Origin of the sequence: Seonamhaeicola sp. NFXS20 (genome assembly GCF_049132085.1) — a bacterium.
In the GTDB taxonomy this organism is placed as follows: Bacteria; Bacteroidota; Bacteroidia; order Flavobacteriales; family Flavobacteriaceae; genus Seonamhaeicola.
The window spans coordinates 263746-286972 of record NZ_JAFMPU010000001.1 but is presented as its reverse complement, the minus strand read 5'-3'; the positions used below and the strand labels follow the sequence as shown (position 1 = coordinate 286972).

The 23227-nt window shown below is 31.7% G+C and carries 25 protein-coding genes; 9 read left to right on the top strand and 16 right to left on the bottom strand.

What is annotated here, in order from left to right; all coding sequences use genetic code 11:
• Complete coding sequence (xylE, locus tag J1D01_RS01340; RefSeq protein ID WP_372935354.1) at positions 1-1416, top strand: D-xylose transporter XylE; 1416 nt, start codon at positions 1-3, stop codon at positions 1414-1416.
• Between the two features lie 60 nt (positions 1417-1476).
• On the opposite strand, the gene J1D01_RS01335 is transcribed toward xylE, so the two are convergent.
• A complete protein-coding gene (locus J1D01_RS01335; protein ID WP_372935356.1) occupies positions 1477-2499 on the bottom strand; it encodes a LacI family DNA-binding transcriptional regulator in 1023 nt (340 codons plus the stop codon).
• A 119-nt stretch (positions 2500-2618) separates the two neighbouring features.
• Here J1D01_RS01335 and J1D01_RS01330 point away from each other — a divergent pair, with 119 nt between their 5' ends.
• The 4 genes from J1D01_RS01330 (at position 2619) to J1D01_RS01315 (ending at position 5091) form a co-directional block, all read left to right on the top strand.
• Entirely contained in the window at positions 2619-3476 is an 858-nt protein-coding gene (locus tag J1D01_RS01330; protein ID WP_372935358.1) for a YicC/YloC family endoribonuclease, read from the top strand.
• A 20-nt stretch (positions 3477-3496) separates the two neighbouring features.
• Entirely contained in the window at positions 3497-4084 is a 588-nt protein-coding gene (gene gmk, locus J1D01_RS01325; protein ID WP_372935387.1) for a guanylate kinase, read from the top strand.
• Positions 4084-4662, top strand: coding sequence for a nicotinate (nicotinamide) nucleotide adenylyltransferase (gene nadD, locus J1D01_RS01320; RefSeq protein WP_372935360.1), 579 nt, complete (start codon positions 4084-4086; stop codon positions 4660-4662). The genes gmk and nadD overlap by 1 nt, the downstream gene beginning before the upstream one ends.
• Positions 4663-4728: 66 nt before the next feature.
• The gene (locus tag J1D01_RS01315) at positions 4729-5091 is read left to right on the top strand and encodes a methylglyoxal synthase (protein WP_076698674.1); all 363 of its coding nucleotides are present in this window, start codon (positions 4729-4731) and stop codon (positions 5089-5091) included.
• Positions 5092-5123: 32 nt separating this feature from the next.
• Here the strand turns inward: J1D01_RS01315 and lysM are convergent, their stop codons facing one another.
• Both lysM and J1D01_RS01305 read right to left on the bottom strand, forming a co-directional pair.
• Positions 5124-5618 (bottom strand): peptidoglycan-binding protein LysM, encoded by a 495-nt coding sequence (lysM, locus tag J1D01_RS01310; RefSeq protein ID WP_372935362.1) that lies wholly within the window; start codon positions 5616-5618, stop codon positions 5124-5126.
• A gap of 288 nt (positions 5619-5906) precedes the next feature.
• Entirely contained in the window at positions 5907-6842 is a 936-nt protein-coding gene (locus J1D01_RS01305) for a nicotinic acid mononucleotide adenyltransferase (protein WP_372935364.1), read from the bottom strand.
• Between the two features lie 132 nt (positions 6843-6974).
• On the opposite strand from J1D01_RS01305, the gene J1D01_RS01300 reads away from it, so the two are divergent.
• The 3 genes from J1D01_RS01300 to J1D01_RS01290 all read left to right on the top strand — a co-directional run bounded on the left by J1D01_RS01300 (position 6975) and on the right by J1D01_RS01290 (position 8952).
• Positions 6975-7976, top strand: a complete 1002-nt coding sequence (locus J1D01_RS01300; protein ID WP_421149580.1) for an NAD(P)H-dependent glycerol-3-phosphate dehydrogenase — start codon at positions 6975-6977, stop codon at positions 7974-7976.
• A 51-nt stretch (positions 7977-8027) separates the two neighbouring features.
• A complete protein-coding gene (locus J1D01_RS01295; protein WP_372935367.1) occupies positions 8028-8384 on the top strand; it encodes a hypothetical protein in 357 nt (118 codons plus the stop codon).
• A 97-nt stretch (positions 8385-8481) separates the two neighbouring features.
• The gene (locus J1D01_RS01290; RefSeq protein WP_421149579.1) at positions 8482-8952 is read left to right on the top strand and encodes a hypothetical protein; all 471 of its coding nucleotides are present in this window, start codon (positions 8482-8484) and stop codon (positions 8950-8952) included.
• 38 nt (positions 8953-8990) lie between these two features.
• Here the strand turns inward: J1D01_RS01290 and J1D01_RS01285 are convergent, their stop codons facing one another.
• The 9 genes from J1D01_RS01285 to J1D01_RS01245 all read right to left on the bottom strand — a co-directional run bounded on the left by J1D01_RS01285 (position 8991) and on the right by J1D01_RS01245 (position 18665).
• Entirely contained in the window at positions 8991-9386 is a 396-nt protein-coding gene (locus J1D01_RS01285; protein ID WP_372935371.1) for a hypothetical protein, read from the bottom strand.
• 19 nt (positions 9387-9405) lie between these two features.
• On the bottom strand, positions 9406-9999 hold the full coding sequence (locus J1D01_RS01280) for a TetR/AcrR family transcriptional regulator (RefSeq protein ID WP_372935373.1): 594 nt from the start codon (positions 9997-9999) through the stop codon (positions 9406-9408).
• Between the two features lie 3 nt (positions 10000-10002).
• The gene (locus J1D01_RS01275; RefSeq protein ID WP_372935375.1) at positions 10003-10818 is read right to left on the bottom strand and encodes a universal stress protein; all 816 of its coding nucleotides are present in this window, start codon (positions 10816-10818) and stop codon (positions 10003-10005) included.
• 41 nt (positions 10819-10859) lie between these two features.
• The gene (locus tag J1D01_RS01270) at positions 10860-12272 is read right to left on the bottom strand and encodes an efflux transporter outer membrane subunit (protein WP_421149578.1); all 1413 of its coding nucleotides are present in this window, start codon (positions 12270-12272) and stop codon (positions 10860-10862) included.
• A gap of 5 nt (positions 12273-12277) precedes the next feature.
• Positions 12278-15415, bottom strand: a complete 3138-nt coding sequence (locus J1D01_RS01265; RefSeq protein ID WP_421149577.1) for an efflux RND transporter permease subunit — start codon at positions 15413-15415, stop codon at positions 12278-12280.
• A gap of 27 nt (positions 15416-15442) precedes the next feature.
• Positions 15443-16576 (bottom strand): efflux RND transporter periplasmic adaptor subunit, encoded by a 1134-nt coding sequence (locus tag J1D01_RS01260; protein WP_421149576.1) that lies wholly within the window; start codon positions 16574-16576, stop codon positions 15443-15445.
• Positions 16577-16596: 20 nt separating this feature from the next.
• Complete coding sequence (locus J1D01_RS01255) at positions 16597-17106, bottom strand: GbsR/MarR family transcriptional regulator (RefSeq protein WP_421149575.1); 510 nt, start codon at positions 17104-17106, stop codon at positions 16597-16599.
• A gap of 145 nt (positions 17107-17251) precedes the next feature.
• Positions 17252-18271, bottom strand: a complete 1020-nt coding sequence (gene pheS / locus J1D01_RS01250; RefSeq protein ID WP_421149574.1) for a phenylalanine--tRNA ligase subunit alpha — start codon at positions 18269-18271, stop codon at positions 17252-17254.
• A 37-nt stretch (positions 18272-18308) separates the two neighbouring features.
• The gene (locus J1D01_RS01245; protein WP_421149573.1) at positions 18309-18665 is read right to left on the bottom strand and encodes a hypothetical protein; all 357 of its coding nucleotides are present in this window, start codon (positions 18663-18665) and stop codon (positions 18309-18311) included.
• A gap of 70 nt (positions 18666-18735) precedes the next feature.
• Between J1D01_RS01245 and J1D01_RS01240 the strand changes: the two genes are divergently transcribed.
• The gene (locus tag J1D01_RS01240; protein WP_421149572.1) at positions 18736-19257 is read left to right on the top strand and encodes a CvpA family protein; all 522 of its coding nucleotides are present in this window, start codon (positions 18736-18738) and stop codon (positions 19255-19257) included.
• Positions 19258-19316: 59 nt separating this feature from the next.
• On the opposite strand, the gene J1D01_RS01235 is transcribed toward J1D01_RS01240, so the two are convergent.
• From J1D01_RS01235 to J1D01_RS01220, 4 genes are all read right to left on the bottom strand, one after another.
• Complete coding sequence (locus J1D01_RS01235) at positions 19317-19943, bottom strand: carbonic anhydrase (RefSeq protein ID WP_076698695.1); 627 nt, start codon at positions 19941-19943, stop codon at positions 19317-19319.
• Positions 19944-19947: 4 nt separating this feature from the next.
• Positions 19948-21813 carry a SulP family inorganic anion transporter gene (locus J1D01_RS01230; protein ID WP_421149571.1) on the bottom strand — a complete coding sequence of 622 codons (1866 nt, stop codon included), beginning with the start codon at positions 21811-21813 and terminating at the stop codon, positions 19948-19950.
• Between the two features lie 65 nt (positions 21814-21878).
• Positions 21879-22583 (bottom strand): DUF2490 domain-containing protein, encoded by a 705-nt coding sequence (locus tag J1D01_RS01225; RefSeq protein ID WP_421149570.1) that lies wholly within the window; start codon positions 22581-22583, stop codon positions 21879-21881.
• Positions 22576-23205 carry a carbonic anhydrase family protein gene (locus J1D01_RS01220; protein ID WP_421149569.1) on the bottom strand — a complete coding sequence of 210 codons (630 nt, stop codon included), beginning with the start codon at positions 23203-23205 and terminating at the stop codon, positions 22576-22578. Before J1D01_RS01220 ends, J1D01_RS01225 begins: the two co-directional genes overlap by 8 nt.
• Positions 23206-23227: the final 22 nt, after the last annotated feature.

Genomic DNA, 23227 nt, shown 5'->3' with positions numbered 1-23227 from the left:
ATGGAAACAACCAACACTAAATATTTAATTAAACTAACTTTAGTAGCCACTTTAGGCGGGCTGCTATTTGGGTATGATACAGCAGTTATTTCAGGTACAGTAAGTTCTTTAGAACACTTCTTTGTATTACCTTTTGGATTAGAAGAAACCGCTGCAAATTCCCGCTTAGGTTTGGTTGTTTCTAGTGCCTTAATAGGTTGTATTATTGGAGGAATTTCTGGTGGTGTAATTAGTAAAAAATTAGGACGTAAAAACGGATTAATTTTAGCAGCAATTCTATTTTTACTTTCAGCCTTAGGTTCTGCAATGCCAGAAATGCTAGTTAAACCTATTGGGGAAGCAGACCATACCTTTATCTATATTTTTATTGTTTACAGAATAATAGGCGGTATTGGTGTTGGGTTAGCTTCTATGCTTTCACCATTATATATTGCTGAAATTGCACCTGCTAAAATTAGAGGTAAACTGGTTTCAATGAACCAGTTTGCTATTATTTTTGGTATGTTGGTAGTTTATTTTGTTAACTATTATATTGCTAAACAAGGTGACGATTCTTGGTTAAATACTGTAGGGTGGAGATGGATGTTTGCTTCTGAAACAATTCCTGCAGCACTATTTTTATTAATGTTATTTATGGTTCCAGACACACCTAGATCATTAGTTTTAAAATCACAACCAGAAAAGGCTTTACAAGTTTTAACTAAAGTAAATGGTATTGATGAAGCTAAAAAGATTTTAGGCGAAATTCAAAATACAGTAGTTAGTCATTCTGGTAAATTATTCTCTTTTGGTATAACTGTAATTATAATTGGTGTTTTACTATCTGTTTTTCAACAATTTGTTGGTATTAATGTAGTACTTTACTATGCTCCCGAAATATTTAAGAGCATGGGGTCTGGAACAGATGCTGCTTTATTACAAACCATAATTGTTGGGTCTGTTAACTTAATTTTTACTGTTTTAGCAATAATGACGGTAGATAAATATGGCAGAAAACCGCTTATGATAATTGGTGCCATAGGAATGGCTTTTGCAATGTTTGCTTTAGGAACTTCATTTTTTATGAAATCTGTTGGTTTAGGTGCCCTTATTTTTATGCTAATTTATGTAGCAAGTTTTGCTATGAGTTGGGGGCCTGTTTGTTGGGTACTTTTATCTGAAATTTTTCCTAATAAAATTAGAGGTAAAGCCTTAGCAGTAGCTGTAGCGGCACAATGGATTTCTAATTATTTAGTTTCATGGACATTCCCTATGTTAGATAAAAACACCTATTTGCTAGAAACATTTAACCATGGTTTTGCCTATTGGATTTACGGTGTTATGGGTGTTTTAGCCGCTATATTAGTTTGGAAATTTGTTCCTGAAACTAAAGGCAAAACACTTGAGGAAATGGAAAATATTTGGAAGAAAAAATAATTATTTGGTTGTTTTTAACAAAAAAAGAAGTCTATCTCTAAATTATGTTAGGCTTCTTTTTTATTTTAATGGTTTTGTACTCTGTCTTTCAATTAAACTGGTTTTAATCACTTTTGTTTGAAACGGTTCTTCGGCATTTCCCTCTAATCTATTTATAAGTATGCTTGCTGCCATTTCACCAATATATTTTCCATGCTGACTAACAGTGGTAATTTTAGGCGATACATATTGTGGTAATTTACCATTTGTAAAACAAATGATAGACATTTCCTCTGGAATTTTATACCCCATACGTTTAACAATTTCTAGAGATTCAACTGCTGAACTTTCTTCTAAACACAACAATCCATCAATAGATTTATCGGCTAGTACAATCTTCATTAGAGTTTCAAAATCATCATGTTTTCCTATTTTAACAATAAGCTTAGGGTCTACCGGCATATCATTTTCAATTAAAGCTTTTTTGTAACCCTCTACTCTCAATTTACCAACGCTTAAATTATCTATCACAGAAATTAACGCAATTTTTTTACAGCCTGTTTTTATTAAATGGTTGGTTGCATGACGCGCCCCTTCAAAATCATCAACAACTACTTTATCACATTCAATTTCATGTGTTACCCTATCAAACATAACCATAGGCACACCTTCATTAATGGCATTTTTTAAGTGTTGGTAGTTTCCTTTTACTTGAGTTTCTTCTGCAAGAGATAAAATAAAACCATCTAAGGTACCATTTTTTAAAAGCTCCATGGTTTTAAGCTCCTTCTCATGAGATTCATTTGAAATACATGAAATTAAACTATACCCTTTTTCAGTTGCTTTCTCTTCAATACCTACAAACACTTTGGCAAAAAAAGTATTCATAATATTGGGTATAATTACACCTATGGTTTTTGTTTTTTTGTTAAGCAAACTTAAGGCTATGCTATTGGGCTTGTAATTATGTGCCTTGGCGTATTGCTGAATTTTATCTTTTGTTTTGGCGCTAATTTCATAACTATCACTCAGTGCTTTTGATACTGTGGCTATAGACACATCAAACTCATTAGCAATATGTTTTAAAGTAATACGCTTTTTCATATTCAAAATAAATACCTCAAATAAAAAGTAAGCTAATTTAAAGCATTTATTTTAGTTATAATCTGCATTTTCAATACATTTAGGTTTTAGTTACCTTTGCTAACTTAATACACAAGCTTATGATTTATTCAATGACAGGTTACGGGAAATCTGTTTTGCAATTACCTACAAAAAAAATTACCATTGAGTTAAAATCTCTAAACAGTAAAAATCTTGATTTAAATGCAAGAATGCCTACTATATATAGAGAAAAAGAACTTATAATTAGAAAATTACTTGCTGATAAATTGGTGCGTGGTAAAGTAGATTTTTCTATTTATGTTGAAGTTACAGCAGATGACTCTTCAACCCAAATAAACAAACCTGTTGTAAATCAATACATCAAACAATTAAAAGATGTTGTTAATGGTGATGAAATAGAGTTACTTAAAATGGCAGTTAGGTTTCCTGATGCTCTAAACACAGTACGAGAAGAAATTGATGAAGATGAATGGAATGCTATTAAAACGGAAATTGATAATGCCATTAACACCTTAAATGATTATAGATTAAATGAAGGTAAAACTCTAGAAGCAGATTTTAGACAACGCATTGAAAATATTGATACTATTCTTGAGCAAGTAATTAAAATGGATCCAGACCGCATAAAAGCAGTTAGAGAAAGATTGCTAAAAGGCGTTGAAGAACTAAAGGAGAAATATGACGAAAACCGTTTTGAACAAGAATTGGTGTATTATATAGAAAAATTTGATATTACAGAAGAAAAAGTGCGCTTAAAAAACCACTTAAACTATTTTATTGAAACCTTAAACACCAAAGATTCTAACGGAAAAAAACTAGGTTTTATAGGACAAGAAATTGGTAGAGAAATAAACACCATTGGCTCTAAAAGCAACTACGCACCTATGCAACAATTGGTAGTACAAATGAAGGATGAACTTGAAAAAATTAAGGAACAATTATTGAATGTACTTTAATTAAAACATTTTAATTAGTGATTGAACAAGAGAAAAAACAAGGCAAATTAATTGTGTTTTCAGCACCATCTGGTTCTGGAAAAACAACCATTGTAAGGCATTTATTAAATATTGAAAATTTAAATTTAGAGTTTTCAATATCGGCCACTTCACGTGAAAAACGCGGTAATGAAGTAAACGGAAAAGACTACTATTTTTTATCTGCAAAAGAATTTAAAAATAAAATTAAAAACGAAGAGTTTTTAGAGTGGGAAGAAGTTTATAGAGATAATTTTTACGGCACTTTAAAAACCGAAGTTGAACGTATTTGGGCAATGGGTAAACACGTTATTTTTGATATTGATGTTTCTGGTGGTTTACGTATTAAACGTAAATTCCCAGAACAAACATTAGCCATTTTTGTAAAACCACCAAGCATTGATGAACTTAAAATACGCCTAAAAAAACGCAAAACAGAAAGCCCAGAAAAAATAAGTATGCGTGTTGCAAAAGCATCTGCAGAATTAGCAACAGCCCCCTTATTTGATGAAATTATTATAAATGATACTTTAGAACACGCACTTGCTGAAGCCGAAACTTTAGTTAGCAACTTTGTAAATTCTAAATAATGAAAATTGGTTTATACTTTGGTTCCTTTAATCCTATTCATATTGGTCATTTAGTTATTGCTAACCATTTTGCTGAGTTTAGCGACTTAGATCAAGTTTGGTTTGTTGTAACCCCTCATAACCCATTTAAGAAAAAAAGTTCTCTTTTAGATAATTACCAACGTTTAGAAATGGTTTACAGAGCTACTAAAGATTATACTAAATTAAAACCTAGTGATATTGAGTTTAAATTACCACAACCTAATTATACCATAAACACACTAGTTCATTTAGAAGAAAAGTACCCAAACCATGAATTTTGCTTAATTATGGGAGAGGATAATTTAAAACATTTTCATAAGTGGAAAAACGCTAGTGTAATTATTGAAAATTACCATATTTATGTTTACCCAAGAATGTTAAAAGAACCCATAGAAACAGAATTTAATAACCATAAAAAAGTGCATTATATTAACGCACCTGTTATGGAAATTTCTTCAACCTTCATAAGAAAATCAATAAAAGAAGGCAAAAACGTACAACCCTTACTACCACATAACGTTTGGGAATATTTAGATGAAATGAATTTTTATAAGTAAAAAAAACTTAGTTTTGAATGAAATTTTAATTTCGTTTTATTTACAAAATTTTTAATCTGATTAGAAATGGAAATAGCCATAATTGCACACGATGGAAAAAAAGCTGAAATGGTTCAGTTTTTAAATCATCATAAAGAAAAACTTCAAGAAAAAAACATCAATATAATATCTACTGGTACTACAGGAAGTAAGGTTGAAAAAGCAGGCATAAAAGTTACCAGATTATTATCTGGCCCGCTTGGTGGCGATGCTCAAATAGCTGCACGAGTTGCTGAAGGGATATGTAAAATGGTTATATTTTTTAGAGACCCTTTAGAAAAGCATCCTCATGAACCAGACGTTAATATGCTAATGAGATTATGTGATGTACATGATGTGCCACTTGCTACAAATCCTGCTACAGCAGAATTATTAGTTAAAGCGCTCTAATATACTCGACTTTATAAAAGGGAAGAACAAATCTAAGGCATACCATTAGTAACTGGAACACGTATTACTAAACCAGGATAAATGTTATTAGGATGAGATAGCATTGGCTTATTAGCCTCAAATATTTTGTAATACATTTTGGGGTTTCCATAAAAAGCTTTGGCTATCTTACCCAGAGAATCTTTTTCTCTAACCGTATAAAACTTAGACTCAGTAGATTTATTTTCAACAATTATTAAATCTTCTACTTTATCAATGCCTACAGAATTACCTACAATTAAAATTATTTTTTCTTTAATTTCTTGGCTAGGAGCTATTCCTTTAACAGTTGCAATACAATCGTTAATAGAAATTGAAAATTCACTCACTTTCAACTTCATGTCTAAAATTTTTCTTTTCAGTTTCATTGCTGCAATTTCTTCCAATTTCATTTCAATAATAGCAGCTTGAGATACATCCAACGGATTCATCTTGCCAATTCCAAACACTCTTGTCCCTTTATCTTTTATAAATGTAAATGTTTTCATTAGTAGCATAATTAAAAGGGCTAAACAATACTGTTATTAATTGCGTTTCAATTTTATCTACTTCTTTAGATGATAGATTTAAATTAATCTTGCGTTATCATTTTTAAAAAAATATTAAATTTTGTAACTATCTGTTTTTATGCGAAATAAAGTGTTGATTTTTCTTATTATTTAAATGAATTATATAAAAAGAAACCGCTTAAAGTGAAGTTACTTTAAAGCGGTTTCTAAACTAAATAACCAACCAAATTTTTAAAAAACCTAATCTTTTTGGCTCTTACCAAATGTTTAGTCTCTTGTATTTTCTCTAGGGTTATTAACCCTGTTATTTTTAAACTTACGTTTCTTTTCTACTTCAATAGTTTTACCTTTTGAATCTGTAGTTTTTAAATACTGTATGTACCCTCTTCCTTTAAACTCATACACAGTTTCAGATGATGGATGATACAATTCTATGGTTTCGTCATTTATAACGCTCAATTCAAAGAATTCATTGTCAAAGAAATCATAATCTAATGTTAAAGTTTTTAAATACATATTACCCGTAACATTCCCTACACCGTAAATACCTATGTAATCCCAATCAAGATAATTAACATTAGTACCTATATTGTCTTGTGAACTTTTAAAGGTTGAATCATTCCCTCCTGGTAAAAATTGTAAAAAGTTTTCGTTATCAAATTCATTTATAGCCCCAAAATCACTGGTATATATTTTTTCCCAAGCCTCATATTCTTGTAAGAAGTAATGAATATTATCATAAAAAACGTAATCATAATCAAACGTGTTTCTTTGATAACCATCTAAAAAATAAGAGGTGTCATTATTAGGATTGTAAAGCTCAATGGTATTTCCGTCTATTTGGTAAACGTCAAAAGTAGAAAACCCATCAATATCATGAAAAACATCTAAAATCATATCATAAGCATCGTACTCTCCAACGTCAATTCCATACCCATTTCCGTTACTACCTAACCCTACAATATTATTATTTGCATACACCACGCCTCCTCTAAATGATATTGTAAATGCTTTTTGTAAAAAAGGGGTTTCTCCGTATCCTTTGGTTGCATTAATATCTACGTACCACAACTCATAAGAACTTAATAGCTGATTTATTGAAATTGTAGGTTCATCAAAATCATCAACGCGAATTTCTGTGTAGCATGATGTAAACAAAGTTGCAGATAATGCAAAAGCGAAAAGTAATTTTATAGTTTTCATATTGAATTGTTTTAGGGTTTATATTATCTGTAATTCAAAACGCATGCCAAAAAAATGTTATAAAAGTATTAAGCCTGCTTTAGTGTTTAATATTTTATGTACTTTTGAACTGCTAAAAAAGACAAACTTTTTATGGAAAAGCCTTTAAAATATGCCGTTTTTGGTGGCGGAAGTTGGGCAACAGCCATTGTAAAAATGCTTAGTGAAAATGTTGATGTGGTTGGTTGGTATATGCGCAGTGTTTATACCAAAGAGCATCTTTTAAAAGAACAACATAACCCCAATTATTTAAGTTCTGTTGAATTTCATTTAGAACAATTAAAACTAAGTAATGAAATTAATGAAATTGCAGAATGGGCAGACGTGTTATTTTTTGTAATTCCATCAGCATTTATTCATAGTGAATTAGAAAAATTAACCGCCAATATATCAAACAAAATCATTGTTTCGGCTGTAAAAGGTATTATACCAGAAACAGGCTTATTGGTTGGTGAGCATTTTCATGAATTTTATAATATTCCTTTAGAAAACATAGCGGTTATTGCAGGCCCATGTCATGCCGAAGAAGTAGCTTTAGAACGTTTATCCTATTTAACCATTTCTTGCGCAGACACAAAAAAAGCACGTGAAATAGCTAATAAATTATCTAGCGATTACATAAAAACCAAAATTAGCGATGATATTGTTGGTGTAGAATATGCCGTAATGCTAAAAAACATTTACGCCATAGCTGCAGGAATTGCTCACGGATTGGGATATGGAGATAATTTCCAGAGTGTACTTATGAGTAATTCTATTAGAGAAATGAAACGTTTTATTAAAAAAATGCATAAAATGAAACGTAACATAAATAATTCTGCTTATTTGGGTGATTTATTAGTTACGGGTTATTCTACGTTTTCTAGGAACCGTATGTTTGGGAATATGATAGGTAAAGGCTACACTGTAAAATCTGCCCAAATGGAAATGAATATGGTTGCAGAAGGTTATTATGCCGCTAAAAGCGCTCATTTATTAAACGAAAAAAATCTTAAAAAAACGCGATTACCTATAATAAATGCGGTTTATGAGATTTTATACGAAAACAAAAACCCCAAAAAGGTATTTAAAAAGCTTACAGAAAAGTTAGATTAAATTTAACACTTTAAGCCTTTTATTTTATTCATCTTTAGGTACTTTTGTGCCATGAAAAAGATTTTATACTTTCTTTTACTACTTGGTGCTTTTGGTTACAGCGCTTCTAATAACACATTAGAAGATGTTGCAACTAAAACCACTACTGCAAAGGAAAATATCTGGAAAATTTACAATCCAGATGCATCTTACTTTTCGCCAAAAAGCACAGAAAGTATTCTTTTTAATTTAACTGATGTTAGGGTAATCTCAAATAATGTTACACCTAACGACATCTTATTTAATTTTAAAAAGCATTTTGAAACATCAATTTCAGAATCTTATAAAGTTAAATTTAAAACACAGAATATAATATTTGTGCCTTTTAATAACACAGATATTATTTTTCCTTTTCATACACACTGGTAAATCTATCTTTTTATCGTTTTTAAAATTTATTCTTGCTTCTAAATAGAGAAGTTAAGGTAAAAATTCACACCCTTATTTTAATTAAAAAAACATAAAAATGGATTCACAAAGTATTATTATAGGAATAGTTATAGCTTTTATTTGCTGTATTCCCTTCGCCATATTTTCTTTTATTAAAAGAAAACAAAAACAACAATTAATTAACAATTTAAATGATGTTGCTACAAAAAATAATGCCAGCATTACTGAGTTTGAAATCTTTAATAAATCTGTTATAGCAATAGATAAAGAAAACTTACTTGCTTTTTTTATAAAAGATGATAAACCTACCATTGTTGATTTAAAAAACACAACTCATTGTTTTATAAACATTAACAAGAAACCCATTAAAAACAGTAAAAAAGAAATTATTTCAACTATAGATATTTGTTTTTCACAAACATCTAAAAATGAATATATGTTTAGGGTATATAATGAGGAAATAGATCCGCCTTTAAGTGGTGAGACTATATTTTCAAATAAATGGATAAATACTTTTAATAAACAAATAAAGCGCATTGCTGCTTAATAAAAAAGCCTTATAAACATTGTGTTTGTGAGGCTTTTTTATTTTACTAAAACTCCTTTAACATCCATTAAGGGTACGGATTGTAATGCTTTTAAATTAATGGTGTTTTTTCTAAACAAATAGGTTTTGTCAAACATTTGGTTGCCTTGAAAAAAAGTGACTTTAAACTCATTATTTAATACAAACAATTCTTCTGGCATTAACTCTATTTTAGCATAGCTTTTTTTAGGTAGCTTATCTAATTTTTTTCGAAGTACTGAGGTTGTTTTGTTTTTAGAAAAACCACTGGTAACTATTAGCACCATATCTAAAGCTACTTCTTTATCGTTAATTATATAGGCATTCCAATCTTGGGTTTTATAAACCTCGTTATATTCATTAACAACAGCAATATAAACTCCTTCTACTTTTGGAATTTGAATATCTTTTTTCATGGTGTCAAAAATATATATTTTACTTCAAATATGGATTAAAATATTGCTTGCTAATTATACCTCTTAAGTTATACAAAACAAAATGCTTAAAAAGGGTATCTTCACCGTATAATTCAAATAAATTATTATTTTTAAATAGCAAATTATCTACTCTAAAAAAATAAATTTTCACTATTAATTCTAAGTTTACCTCAGGTTTTATATGGCCTTGTTCTTGAGCTTTTTTTAGTAAACTTAGAATAGTGTTTTTAGATAAATTTTCAATAAAATCTTCAAACAATTTGTTGGCTTTAGGGTAATATTTTTTAAGCCCAAATAAAAAAGAAGGTTTGAAATATTTTAAATATTCAAACCCTCTTTTATAAATTAATATAACACATAAAACAGTATCATTACTGTAACTAGTAATAATGCTATTTATATTTTCTTCATATTCTTTTAATAACATTTCTAGACTGCCTGCAACTAAGTCTTCTTTGTTTTTAAAAAAAGAATAGATTGTTTTTTTAGATATTCCTAAATCGCTTGCAATTTCATCTAAAGTAACATGTTTGCTACCAAATTGTGTGAATTTAGTTTTAGCATAATTTAATAATTCTGTTTTGGTAATCAATTTTTATTCAATAGGAATTGATAATAAAGGAATATCTAACCCAGATGCCATTACCCTTGTTTTACTTTTATGAGTAATAGATTCCCAAAAACCGTATTTTTTGGGAATCATTACTAATACATCTGACTTAGATTTTATAATCTCTTTTTCAATTTCATTTATTACCGTATCTGAATTTACTTTTTTATATAGATAGGTTATATTTTCAAGTCCTTCTTCTATATTTTCAACAGTGTTTTTGTTGGCTTGCAACTCATTTACTTTCTTTTCAACATAAAACACCTCTACTTCAGCTTTCAAGTCAATTGCTATTCTTCTTAACTTCACTAGAGTTTTTAGAGGGATGTCGCTCATAACATCACAGGCAAACAAAATTTTATGTATACCCTTAAATTGCGCCTTTACTGGTATAGCCAAAACTGGAAACTTTTTCATGCTTATCAAAGTTGTTGTAGGGTTTCCTAATAAGTTTTGTTCCATAGATTTTTCTGACATCCCAATTACAAGTAACCGTGAATTGTAGCTTGTCATTAAAGTATCTATTTCTCTTTCAAAATCTACATAACTACATTGAAAATCAACTTCAATATTAAATTTTTCAGACACATCTAAAGCTTGTTCCTTTAACTTGTTTCTATCTTTCTCAATCAACTTTTCCATTGATTCTGATGTTAACCAAGTGTTTGACGCATGTAAAGGCAATTTAAAGGCATTAAAAAACACTAATTTAGTTTTAAAAACCTGCGCTAATGATGCCGCATACAATACCGCATTGTTTGATGTTTTTGAAAAATTTGTTGCTACTATTATGGCACTCATAATTTGTAATTAATTTTGTTAAGAATTATACAACTCTGGTTTTATTTCCATCCTCCACCAAGTGCTTCATATAAATTAACCACACTTAGTAATTGTTGCAGTTTGTTATCAATCACATTTAATTCAGCACTAAGAACACTTTCTCTAGCTGTTAATAAGTCTAGGTAATTAGCCAAACCGTTTTTAAGTAATTCTTCTGAATTGGCTTCGGCTGCTCTTAAAGCTTCAACTTCATTTTTACGATATTCAAACTTTTCAGTTTCGGCATTATAATCGTAAAGTGCGTTTGAAACTTCATTACCTGCTGTTAACAAAGTTTTCTTAAAGTTTAATAAGGCTTGTTCTTGTTGTGCTTTAGCTACTTCATGTTGAGTTCTTATTTTTCGCTGGTTAAAAACAGGCTGTGTTAAACCACCAATTACTGTTGCAAACAATGAATTAGCACTAAATAACTCATCTAATTCTAAACTTTGTAATCCGCCACTTGCTGTTAAGGTTAATGATGGGTAAAAATTACTTTTTGCCACATTAGTTAACTCAAATGCATTAATTAAACCATATTCTGATGCAATAACATCTGGACGGTTTCTCAACAATGTTGCTGGTACGCCTAATGTAATATCGGCATCTAATTGTTGTTCTGTTAACCTACTACGTTCAATGGGTTCTGCAGGTCTTCCTAATAACAAATTTAAAGTATTTTCGGTTCTAAAAATAGCAGCTTCTAAATCTACTTTTAAAGCCTTTGCATTGTTATATTGCGCAATATATTGATCTACCGCAACTTGCGTAACATTTCCTGCATCTTTTAATGCTTTTATAGTATACACACTGCTGTCTCTAGTAGCAATTGTTTTTTCGGTAATCTCTAATTGCTCATCTAAAGCTAAAAGCTGATAATAGGTTGAAGCAATTGCTGAGATTAATTCGGTTTTAACCGCTTTGTGCGCTGCTACAGTTTGTAAATAAGTAGCTTCTCCTGCACGTTTGTTGCTTCTAATTTTTCCCCAAATATCGGCTTCCCAAGATAAATTAGCAGTAATATCATAAACATCTAAACCTTCTGTGAAAATTGACCCAAACTGGCTATTCTCTGAATATTCATAATGAGTATAATTTGGCCCTAAACTTAGTGTTGGAAAATAACCCGCTTTACCTTGTTTCATATAGGCTTCAGCAGCTGCAATTTGCTGAATGGCTACTCGAATATCTAAGTTATTCTGAAGGCCTTCTTCAATATATTCGGCTAAATATTGGTCTTTAAACATATCTTTCCATGATACATCGGCTAAAGACACACTGTCTTGTGGTAAATTGTCGGTTCTATACAAGTGTTCTGTTTCTTCTAATTCAGGACGTGTATAGTTCTTTGCCACAAAACAACTTTGTAATGTTAGCGCAAGCATTAATACCAATGCTCCTTTACTAAAAATTTTATTTATAGTTGATTTCATAATTTCTAAGCTTCAATTGTTTCTACTTCTGGTTTACGCGATACTTTTTCTTGTAACCATTGGAAAAAGATGAATAAAACTGGTATGACGAATACACCTAAAAGGGTTCCTATTAACATACCACCAGCTGCACCTGTACCAATAGAATTATTTCCTTCGGCACCAACACCTTTGGCTAATACAAGTGGCATTAAACCAAGGATAAAGGCAAACGATGTCATTAAAATAGGACGTAAACGTGCTTTGGCTCCATGTATAGCGGCATCTACAATACTTTCGCCTTGTTTACGACGTTGCAATGCAAACTCTACAATTAATATGGCATTTTTAGCTAAAAGACCAACCAGCATGATGAGTGCAATTTGGAAGTAGATGTTGTTTTCCAACCCGAAAAATTTAGTACTTATATACGCACCAAACACACCAAATGGCAGCGATAATAATACCGAAAATGGCAAAATATAACTCTCGTATTGTGCACTTAATAAGAAGTATACAAACAGAATACTTAAGATGAAAATAAACGTGGTTTGGTTACCTGCATTTACCTCTTCTCGTGTTAAGCCAGAATAAGCAACCGTATAATTACTTGGTAATTTTGCCACTTCTTCTTCAATAACTCTAATGGCATCACCTGTACTATACCCAGGATTGGTTGCTCCTGTAATACTTGTTGAATTAAATAAGTTGAAACGCGTTACAGATTGCGGACCATACACACGTTTTAAGCTTACAAACTGTGTAATTGGCGTCATTTCGCCAGAGCTTGTTCTAACATACATACTGTTTAGGTCACTTTCATCAGCTCTATCTTCTGGCAATGACTGAATGTACACACGATACTGCTTACCAAACCTACTAAAGTCTGATGCGTAAATTCCTCCTATATAACCTTGTAACGTACCAAAAATATTACTAATACTCACGCCTTTTTCTTTGGCTAAAGGCACATTAACTTCCATTTCATATTGTGGATAATTGGTATTAAATGCAGATGTTGCATACTTAATTTCTGGGTGACTCATTAAAGCCATAGAAAATTCTTTATTGGCTTTATCTAAATCGGTAAACTCGCCACCAAACTTGTCTAATAAGTTAATTTCAAATCCTGAAGAGTTACCAAATCCACGAATACTAGGTGGTGAAAAGAAAATAATATTAGCATCTGGAATGGTTGCTGCAATACCAAATAATTTTCCGGTAATGGCTTGTGCCGATAAGGCTTCAGATTCTCTATCAGACCAATTATCTAACTTAATTACACCAAAACCGAAGTTAGTACCAGCACCACTAATTAAACTTCTACCTTTAATAAAGTTAACCGCTTCAATACCTTCAATATCTTTAATTTTTGCATATAATTTTCTGGCAACATCATCGGTTCTGTCTAACGATGCACCTGCTGGTAATTCAATATTGGCAAAAATAATTCCTCTATCTTCATTAGGCACAAATCCTGTTGGAGTTGTTGTTGATGCCCAATAAATACCTACACCAGCAATAATTAATAACAGTACAGATACAAACTTGTTTTTATATAAAACCTGAAGTGATTTTCCGTATTTACTCACTGTAGCATCAAAACCACGATTAAATAAGGTATAGAATTTTTGAAGTGCGTTTTTGCCTTTTAATTCTTCATCGTGCTTGTGTTCTTTTAATAAAAGTGCACACAATGCAGGACTCAACGTTAAGGCGTTTACTGCCGAAATTAAAATGGCAATAATTAAGGTTACACCAAATTGCTCGTAAAATACACCTGTTGGACCCGTTACAAAGGTTACTGGAATAAACACCGCTGCCATTACTAAAGTGATGGAAATAATAGCACCAGAAATCTCATTCATGGCTTTTAACGTAGCACTTTTTGGTTTTTTCTCCCCACTTTCCATCTTGGCATGCACCGCTTCAACAACCACAATGGCATCATCTACTACAATACCAATGGCCAATACTAACGCGAATAGCGTTAATAGGTTGATGGAATAGCCAAACACATTTAAGAAAAAGAATGTACCTATAATGGAAACCGGTACTGCAATGGCAGGAATTAAAGTAGAACGGAAGTCTTGCAAAAAGATAAACACCACCAAGAATACTAATAAAAAGGCTTCTAATAGCGTACTAATTACTTTATCTATAGAGGCATTAAGGAATAAACTTGTATCATATGGAACAAAAAAGTCTAATCCTTCTGGCAAGTCTTGCTTAACATCTTCTAGTGTTGACTTTATATTTTCAATAATTTCTTGGGCATTAGAACCTTTAGTTTGAAAAACCCCCATAAACACAGCAGGATTTCCTTTAGTCATAGCGTTAGATGCGTATGATTGCGCATCTAATTCAATATCGGCAACATCTTTTAAACGTAAAAATTCGCCATTTCCTAAGGCTTTAATAACAATGTCTGCATACTGACTTTCTTGTTTAAATCGTCCACTATATTTTATAACATAAGAGAATGATTCCCCATTATTTTCACCTAATGAACCAGCAGCAGCTTCTAAGTTTTGTTCGCTTAAAGCAGCTGTAATATCTGAAGGCATTAAGTTGTAAGCCGCTAATTTTTCGGGCTTTAACCAAACACGCATGGCATAATCTTTTTGTGAAAACACAGACACATCACCAACACCTTTAATACGCTGTAAGGCAGGTATCACGTTTATTTTTAAGTAATTCTGAATGTAAGTAGCGTCATATTCGTCATTTTCAGAATACATAGAAATAAACATTAAAGCACTGGTTTCTTGCTTTTGGGTTACAATACCTGTTTGTATGACTTCAGATGGCAATAATGCATTGGCTCTAGCTACACGGTTTTGTACGTTTACCGCAGCTATATCGGCATCTATTGTTTGATCAAAATATACCGTGATTTCGGCAGTACCCGTGTTTGAAGCGGTAGACGTAATGTAGGTCATCCCTTCTACACCATTAATTTGCTCTTCAATGGGTATTATAACACTCTCTAAAACGGTCTCTGCGTTTGCACCTGTATAGTTGGCCGTAACTTTAATAGTTGGTGGCGCAATATCTGGATATTCTTCTATTGGTAAAGATGTTATACTGATAACACCAAGTACAACAATAATAATAGAAATTACTGTTGAAAGAACGGGTCTTTCAATAAATGTTTTTAACATAACTAATAAATATGTTTATGTGATTTTTTAGTTTCTAAATAAAGTAGCTACTTTTTCTGTGGCTTTTTCAAATGGAATTTCTTGTGGTGTAATTGGCATACCATCTCGTAATTTTGATACACCAGATGCTATAATTTTAGTATTAGCATCAATACCAGATTCAATAACATACAAATTATCTACTTTGGCTTGTACCTTAACAACTTTACTTTTTGCCGAATTGTTTTCATCAATTGTAAATACCATTACTTTGCCTTGTTGCTCATACGTTGCAGATTGTGGTATTACAATAGCATTATTATAAGTTGAAGGAATTTTAATTTTACCACTGCTACCATTGGTTAAAATTTCGTTAGGGTTATCAAAAATCGCACGTAAACTAATAGTTCCTGTATTTTGATTAACCTGTCCTGTACTTGTTTGTATTTTACCCTTTACGTTATAAGTACTACCATTGGCAAGTATTAAACTTACCTCTGGATAGTTTTTAAGTTTTTCTTCTAAGTTTTTACCTTTTGCATTTTGAATAAAATCTAAGTAGTCTGTTTCATTTAAACTAAAAAAGGCATATACTTTACTAATATCACTAACGGTTGTAAGTGGTGTAGCATCTGCAGCACTTACTAAAGCTCCTTCTCTAAAATTAATTGAACCAACATAACCATCTACCGGACTTTTTACTGTTGCGTAACTAATATTAGCCGCAATACTGCTATAATTAGCTTTGGCTTGCGCTAAATTAGCTTTAGCTGTTTCTAATTGTACTGGACTAATAATATTTTTTTCAACCAATGGTTTTAGTTTATTAACCTCAACTTGCGCTACATTAACCTGTGCTTTTGCTGCTTCGGCATCTTGACTTAAGGCTTGGGTTTCTAATTTAAAAAGTGGCTGACCTCTACGTACTCTTGCGCCTTCATCTACCAATACTTTTTGTACGTATCCTGTAGTTTTTGCTCTAACATCACTACTTACAATACCTTCTATACTTACAGGATATTCTGCATAGCCTGTAACTGTTTGCGGTTGTAATTGCGTTACCGGAAACGGTAAGGCTTGTTGTTTTGCTGCTACTGGCGCCTTTTCTTTATTACCACAGCTTACTATGGTTATAAACACACTAGCAACTACTGCTATTAAAATTATTTTACGATTTCTCATTTTTCTTTTTTTCTTTTTTGTTAAAGGTTAAATTTATTATTGACTAGGTTTTCTCTTAATTGTTTGATAGATCTTATTGCTTCATTAAGAAACTTTAAATAATCGTTATGAAACGAAAGTTCAAATTTTTCTGTTTCTTCACTTTCTTCAGTAACTTGATTATTTATAGCTTGCTTGTAGGCTTTAATTTCTAGATGCAATTCCTTAATAGTTTCCCATTCTGAAATCATAGCATCAATATGATGGAGTATAGAGTCTTTATTTACTATAAAGTATTTTTTTCGGTCTCCTGTTTTAGTGAAATATTCTATTTTTTGTAAGTCTTGTAAATGATTTAAGTGTGTAGATATAGTACTTTTGCTAGCACATAAAATGCTTACAAGATCATCAAAGGTAGTGCCTCTTCTGCCCGTTAATATAATGAGAGACAAAATTCTTGCTGCCACCGGTGCTAAATTTTCTCTATTTTCTAAATGCACCCCTAGCTTCTCTACCAATGCCATTTTTTTACTACATATTTCCTTTGTCATAATATCATTCTTAAAAATAATAACGGGGCAAATTTACATTTAGTTCGGTTTTGACCGAACAAAACGAAGTTAAAATATTGTTAAATAAAAAATCCCGAGAGTTAGAAATAACTTCTCGGGATTAAATTTTTAGTGTATTTAAGTTTTATAAAGCCGATTTAAACTGCTCTAAAAAGCGCACATCGTTTTCACTTAATAAACGAATATCACCTATTTGATGTAGTAGCATAGCAATACGGTCTATACCCATACCAAATGCAAAACCAGAGTATTCTTTAGAATCGATTCCGCAATTTTCAAGTACATTAGGATCCACCATGCCGCAGCCCATAATTTCTAACCAACCGGTTCCTTTTGTTATACGGTAATCTGTTTCAGTTTTCAATCCCCAATACACATCTACCTCGGCACTTGGTTCTGTAAATGGAAAATATGACGGACGTAACCTAATTTCAGACTTTCCAAACATTTCTTTGGTAAAATATTGAAGTGTTTGCTTTAAATCTGCAAAACTAACATCTTTATCAATATACAAACCTTCTACCTGATAGAAAAAGCAATGCGAACGTGCTGAAATAGCTTCATTTCTATACACTCTACCTGGTGAAATGGTACGAATTGGCGGTTTGTTATTTTCCATATAACGTACCTGAACAGAACTGGTATGTGTACGTAGTAAAATATCTGGATTGGTTTGTATAAAAAAGGTATCCTGCATATCACGAGCGGGGTGATATTCTGGCAAGTTCAAGGCGGTAAAATTGTGCCAATCATCTTCAATTTCTGGCCCTTCACTAACATTAAAACCAATGCGCGAAAAGATATCTATAATTTGATTTTTAACTATAGAAATAGGATGACGTGCCCCAATTTCTATGGGTTCTCCTGGGCGCGATAAATCGCCATAAATGCCTTTTTCTTCTTCTTTACTTTCTAATTCCTCTTTTAAGGCTTTTACTTTATCTTCGGCTGTTTTTTTAAGTTGGTTTATGGTTTGGCCAAACTCACGCTTTTGCTCATTTGCAACATTTTTAAACTCTGCAAAATAATCATTTAACAAGCCTTTTTTACCTAAATATTTTATACGGAAAGCTTCTACTTCTTCCTTTGTTTGAGCTGAAAATGCTTCGGCTTCCGCTATGAGTTCTTTTAATTTATCAATCATGACATTAATTCAAAAATAGAAGGCAAATTTAGTAAATCTATTCTATAAACTCGGCTTCTAGAAAATAGTTTACAATAGCTTCTTTCATTAAAACACTTTGTTCTCCTGCTTTTAAATGTGGTAATTGCTCTAACATCTTGTAATGTGGCCAACCATCAGAGTCTATAAAATCTAATTTATAATAACCATAGGGTTCTAAAAGCCTGCATATGGCTATATGCATTAGGTCTAGTTTTTGGTCTTTTTTAAACGTTCTGTTTAATTGACCAAGTTCCTGAACACCAATTAAATATATAATAGCATCAAGATCTAGTGGGTCTCCATCTGCAAATTGATTGGAGAGTTTTTTTACCACTTCTTGCCAACGTTCTTTTAACTGTTCGTCTCTAGACATACTAATTTTTAAGTTGCAAAGTTAATAAAACTAGGCACGACTTATTTATATTTGTTTAAATTGAAATTTTATGGGTTTTATAGATATTGTTTTAGGGGCTTTAATTTTATTTGGCTTAATTAGAGGGTTAATGAAAGGGCTTTTTGTTGAAGTAGCTTCTTTAATAGCATTAGTTGCCGGTGTTTACGGAGCTATACACTTTAGTAATTTTGCAGGCGATTTTTTAACCGAAAAGGTTGATTGGAATGACAAAACCATTAGCATTGTTGCTTTTGCTATTACTTTTGTTGTTATTGTATTAGCTATTGCTTTAGCTGGAAAAGCCTTAACTAAATTAGCAGATTTTGCAGCTTTGGGTATTATTAATAAACTTTTAGGAGCTGCTTTTGGAGCGCTGAAAATTGCTGTAATACTAAGTGTGGTTTTAATTGTTTTTGATAGGTTTAATAAAACCATTCCGTTTGCTGATGAAAAGGATTTAGAATCTTCAATGTTATACCAACCTGTAAAATCTTTAGTACCTACTATTTTCCCGAGTATTTTGGGTGATAAAAACGATGATGAAGCAGAAACTATGAATAATGAGGTATAAAAATCCCCCCAAATAGTGTCTAACTTTTTGGGGGCACTTCAAAAACAGCGGCTTTTTATTTAATCTAAATGATAGATTTCCATAATATCTCCTAAATACTTTTCAAAATCAATTTTTAAATCGATAAGTTTTCCGGTATGAACATCAAAAACCCAACCGTGAACTTGCAACCCTCTATCTCTGTATGCCTTTTGTACGGCTGCTGTTTTAATTAGGTTTACACATTGTTCTTTTACATTAAGTTCTACCAGTCTGTCATATTTTTTTTCTTCATCTTCAATGGCATTTAATTCTTTTTTGTGTATACGATAAACATCCCTAATGTTACGCAACCAAGGGTTTAAAATGCCTAAATCTGCCGATTGCATTGCTGCTTTTACACCACCACAGGCATAGTGCCCGCAAACTATAACATGATTAACCTTTAAATGATTAACTGCATAATTAACTACAGACATAGCATTTAAATCAATACTAATTACCATGTTGGCTATGTTACGGTGCACAAAAACCTCCCCTGGTTTTGCTCCCATAAGTTCTTCTGCAGTTACACGACTATCTGAACAGCCAATGTATAGTAAATCTGGGTTTTGACCTTTACCTAAATCATCAAAATAATTACTATCTACAGATAGTTTCTCATTTATCCATGCTTTATTGTTTTCAAATACTTTATCTAGATTCATTGTTTTAAGTATTTGTATCTTGAACGTTTTCTTTTATCCATTTCATACATTCTTTAAATGTAGTAAATATATGTTCTTCTGGAACAAAATCTGGAATAATATCAATACGCTCCATCATATAGCGTGGTTGTGGTAATAGGTCAACAAATAAGAAATCTATACCTTTTTTTCTTAAATCTAAAAGCATGTCTTCTAAGGCATATAAACCTGATTGGTCCATATATTGCATTCTATCAAATCGTATTACAACTGTTTTAGCTGTATCTGGTATTTGAGTTGCCAATTGTTGAAAATCGCTAGTTGACCCAAAAAACAACGGTCCTTTAATATGCTTGATAAACACCTCTTCTTTTAGGTTTTCTGGGAAACCAACTTCGTCTTCCCATGCTTCTTCTTTTAATGTTTTCACATCAGAACGTTCGGCAGTTAAATCTCCTATTTTTTTCATAAACATTAAAGACGCTATAACTAAACCAATTCCAACGGCATAAACTAAATTCCAGAATGTAGATAATATTAAAACGGTTAGCATTATAACTACTTCCATGCTAAATTTAATAGGGCCAATACTTACATCTCTAGGTAAATTAGGTATGGCTTTTAAGCCTTTATAATCCATAACACCAATACCAACTGTTACTAAAATACCGGCTAAAACAGCTGCGGGAATTTTTGAGGCTATAGGACCTAAACCTAAAAGAATAACAAAAAGTAGTACCCCAGCTATCATCCCTGATAATTTGGTTTTACCACCAGAAGTAATATTCACCACCGTACGAATGGTTGCTCCTGCCCCAGGAAGCCCCCCAAAAAAGGCGGCAATACTGTTACCTATACCTTGACCTACCAACTCTTTATTAGGTTTGTGTTTGGTTTTTGTCATATTATCTGCAACAACACTAGTTAATAATGAATCTATAGCTCCTAACAATGCCAAGGTTAGTGCTGTAAATATGTATGGTGTTATACTGCTTAGTTTAAAGGTTGTGAAAATTTCTAGGTTTGGGATAGGTAAACCACTAGGAATTTCTTCAATAGGTCTATAGTTTAATCCAAACCCTATAGCAATACCAGACATAACAATTAATGCTACCAAAGTACTAGGGACAACTTTTGTAATACGTTTAAAACCATAAATAATAAAAATGGTTCCTAAAGCTAGAGCTAACTCTAACCAATTAATGTTTTTTAAGGCTCTAGGCAAAACTTTAATTGCTCCTAAAACACCTGAGGCTTCGGTGCCTGCAAGGGTTTTACTTTCTCTTAAAATATCGTCATCGCTAATTTTTTCAGCCCTATTAATGGTTTCTTTAAAATTTTCTAAAACTAAAATACCTTCTCCAGCTTCTTCTTTTAAAATATTTTCAAGAATAATTTCTTCTGCTTGTGGTTTAAATTGTTCTACAAACTGCTCATCTTCTTTCGGGTAGTACCCTAATGAAGGTAATATTTGAGTAATTAAAATAATAACCCCTATGGCGGTCATAAAACCTGATACTACAGGATAAGGAATGTACCTAATATACTTACCTAAGCCTAATATACCTAAGCCAACTTGCATTAAACCTGCCAATAAAAAAACTGATAAAATTACGGGCATTGCTTTATTAACATCGCCATCATTAACAGCAATAATTCCAGCTATAACTACCATACTTACAGCTGTCATTGGAGCTGTTGGTCCCGAAATTTGTGTACTTGTACCTCCAAAAAGTGCAGCAAAAAAGCTTATAAAAATAGCACCATAAAGTCCTGCACTAGGGCCTAAACCTGAAGAAACTCCAAAGGCTAAAGCTAAAGGTAATGCAACAATACCTGCCGTGATACCACCAAAGGCATCTCCCTTAATATTCGAGAATAATTTTTTCATTTTTTTATTTAGTTTAATTTAAAAGAAGTGTAAGAAGGTAGTTCATTTTAATTTCTTGAACAAGCTTAAAAGTTAACAAATGATATTATGTTAAATTGATCTCTGCTACTTGTTTCAAAAAACTGATTCATATACCCTGCTTCAATTCTAATATTTTTATTTAAATTATATCCTAAACCACCATAAACTCTATTTCTATCGAAAATGGAACTTGTAGTGTTTAAGAATATTTCATTGTATGCTGATAAATAAAATTTACTGTTTTCTTTTTCTTTGGTTTTAAAGGGCACTTTAAATGCTAAAAAATAACGAAACCTCATTTTAAAATCACTTTCAACAAAGCGTTGTTCAAACCTGTAACGGTGGCTTAAGCTTATATTTCCTATGGTTTGTTTTGATATGAATTGTTGGAAAATTCTATGTTCATTTAGAGATGTTTTATCATCTGTTTCATCTAAATAATTTTCTGAAAGAATGTAACCATATCCTAATAAAACATTATTCTTGTCTTCATTAAAAGTATATCCTAATCCTGTTCTTAAAAGTAATTGCTCTAAATCTCCAATAGCATTATAGTTACGGTATTGAACTTCATGATGAAGGTTCCATTTTTGGTTAATGTTTTTGTTTCCTATATAAATTAACCAGTTACCAAAATTACTATCTTGACTTTGAGCAAATACGGGTAGCACTAGTAAAATTACCAATGCTACCGTACTTATTTTCTTTTTCAATTCAATTTTCCCCAATCCTTGCGGTTTATTAGTCATAAAATTCTACAGCTCCTGTATTAACATCATACATAGCTCCAATTATTTTTATCTCTCCGTTTTTCTCCATTTCTGAGAGTATTGGGCTTTCTTTATGTATTCTGTCAATGGTTAATTCTACATTCTTTTTAGAAACACTATCAACAAACTCAAGGTTTTTTGAGTTTCTTAGGCTAGAATCTTCTGGTTCAGCAACAGCATTTACTGCTGGTGTAATTTTTTCAATAAGCTTTGTTAAGTTACCCATTTCGGCATGATCGCAAGCGCCTTTTACTGCACCACAACTTGTATGCCCTAGTACAACTATAAGTTTTGTTCCTGCTAATTTGCATGCAAACTCCATACTTCCTAAAATATCTTCATTTACAAAGTTTCCGGCTATTCTTACACTAAAAATGTCTCCTAAACCTTGATCAAAAACTAATTCTGCTGATACTCTAGAATCAATACAGCTTAAAATGGTTGCAAAAGGAAATTGCCCTTCGCTTGTATCGTTTACTTGTTCTAATAAGTTTCTGTTGGCTTTTAAGTTTTGTTGAAACCTTAAGTTTCCTTCTTTTAAAAACTGTAATGACTTATCTGGAGTCATTGTTGCTTGTGTTTCTTTTGTGTGTGCCTTCATAATATTTTTAATTTAAAATCAT

Excerpts from the sequence above, each read along its gene's own strand:
- xylE (WP_372935354.1), top strand. The coding sequence starts at position 1 with ATGGAAACAACCAACACTAAATATTTAATTAAACTAACTTTAGTAGCC.
- J1D01_RS01335 (WP_372935356.1), bottom strand. The coding sequence starts at position 2,499 with ATGAAAAAGCGTATTACTTTAAAACATATTGCTAATGAGTTTGATGTG.
- J1D01_RS01330 (WP_372935358.1), top strand. The coding sequence starts at position 2,619 with ATGATTTATTCAATGACAGGTTACGGGAAATCTGTTTTGCAATTACCT.
- nadD (WP_372935360.1), top strand. The coding sequence starts at position 4,084 with ATGAAAATTGGTTTATACTTTGGTTCCTTTAATCCTATTCATATTGGT.
- J1D01_RS01315 (WP_076698674.1), top strand. The coding sequence starts at position 4,729 with ATGGAAATAGCCATAATTGCACACGATGGAAAAAAAGCTGAAATGGTT.
- lysM (WP_372935362.1), bottom strand. The coding sequence starts at position 5,618 with ATGAAAACATTTACATTTATAAAAGATAAAGGGACAAGAGTGTTTGGA.
- J1D01_RS01305 (WP_372935364.1), bottom strand. The coding sequence starts at position 6,842 with ATGAAAACTATAAAATTACTTTTCGCTTTTGCATTATCTGCAACTTTG.
- J1D01_RS01300 (WP_421149580.1), top strand. The coding sequence starts at position 6,975 with ATGGAAAAGCCTTTAAAATATGCCGTTTTTGGTGGCGGAAGTTGGGCA.
- J1D01_RS01295 (WP_372935367.1), top strand. The coding sequence starts at position 8,028 with ATGAAAAAGATTTTATACTTTCTTTTACTACTTGGTGCTTTTGGTTAC.
- J1D01_RS01290 (WP_421149579.1), top strand. The coding sequence starts at position 8,482 with ATGGATTCACAAAGTATTATTATAGGAATAGTTATAGCTTTTATTTGC.
- J1D01_RS01285 (WP_372935371.1), bottom strand. The coding sequence starts at position 9,386 with ATGAAAAAAGATATTCAAATTCCAAAAGTAGAAGGAGTTTATATTGCT.
- J1D01_RS01275 (WP_372935375.1), bottom strand. The coding sequence starts at position 10,818 with ATGAGTGCCATAATAGTAGCAACAAATTTTTCAAAAACATCAAACAAT.
- J1D01_RS01270 (WP_421149578.1), bottom strand. The coding sequence starts at position 12,272 with ATGAAATCAACTATAAATAAAATTTTTAGTAAAGGAGCATTGGTATTA.
- J1D01_RS01265 (WP_421149577.1), bottom strand. The coding sequence starts at position 15,415 with ATGTTAAAAACATTTATTGAAAGACCCGTTCTTTCAACAGTAATTTCT.
- J1D01_RS01260 (WP_421149576.1), bottom strand. The coding sequence starts at position 16,576 with ATGAGAAATCGTAAAATAATTTTAATAGCAGTAGTTGCTAGTGTGTTT.
- J1D01_RS01255 (WP_421149575.1), bottom strand. The coding sequence starts at position 17,106 with ATGACAAAGGAAATATGTAGTAAAAAAATGGCATTGGTAGAGAAGCTA.
- pheS (WP_421149574.1), bottom strand. The coding sequence starts at position 18,271 with ATGATTGATAAATTAAAAGAACTCATAGCGGAAGCCGAAGCATTTTCA.
- J1D01_RS01245 (WP_421149573.1), bottom strand. The coding sequence starts at position 18,665 with ATGTCTAGAGACGAACAGTTAAAAGAACGTTGGCAAGAAGTGGTAAAA.
- J1D01_RS01240 (WP_421149572.1), top strand. The coding sequence starts at position 18,736 with ATGGGTTTTATAGATATTGTTTTAGGGGCTTTAATTTTATTTGGCTTA.
- J1D01_RS01235 (WP_076698695.1), bottom strand. The coding sequence starts at position 19,943 with ATGAATCTAGATAAAGTATTTGAAAACAATAAAGCATGGATAAATGAG.
- J1D01_RS01230 (WP_421149571.1), bottom strand. The coding sequence starts at position 21,813 with ATGAAAAAATTATTCTCGAATATTAAGGGAGATGCCTTTGGTGGTATC.
- J1D01_RS01225 (WP_421149570.1), bottom strand. The coding sequence starts at position 22,583 with ATGACTAATAAACCGCAAGGATTGGGGAAAATTGAATTGAAAAAGAAA.
- J1D01_RS01220 (WP_421149569.1), bottom strand. The coding sequence starts at position 23,205 with ATGAAGGCACACACAAAAGAAACACAAGCAACAATGACTCCAGATAAG.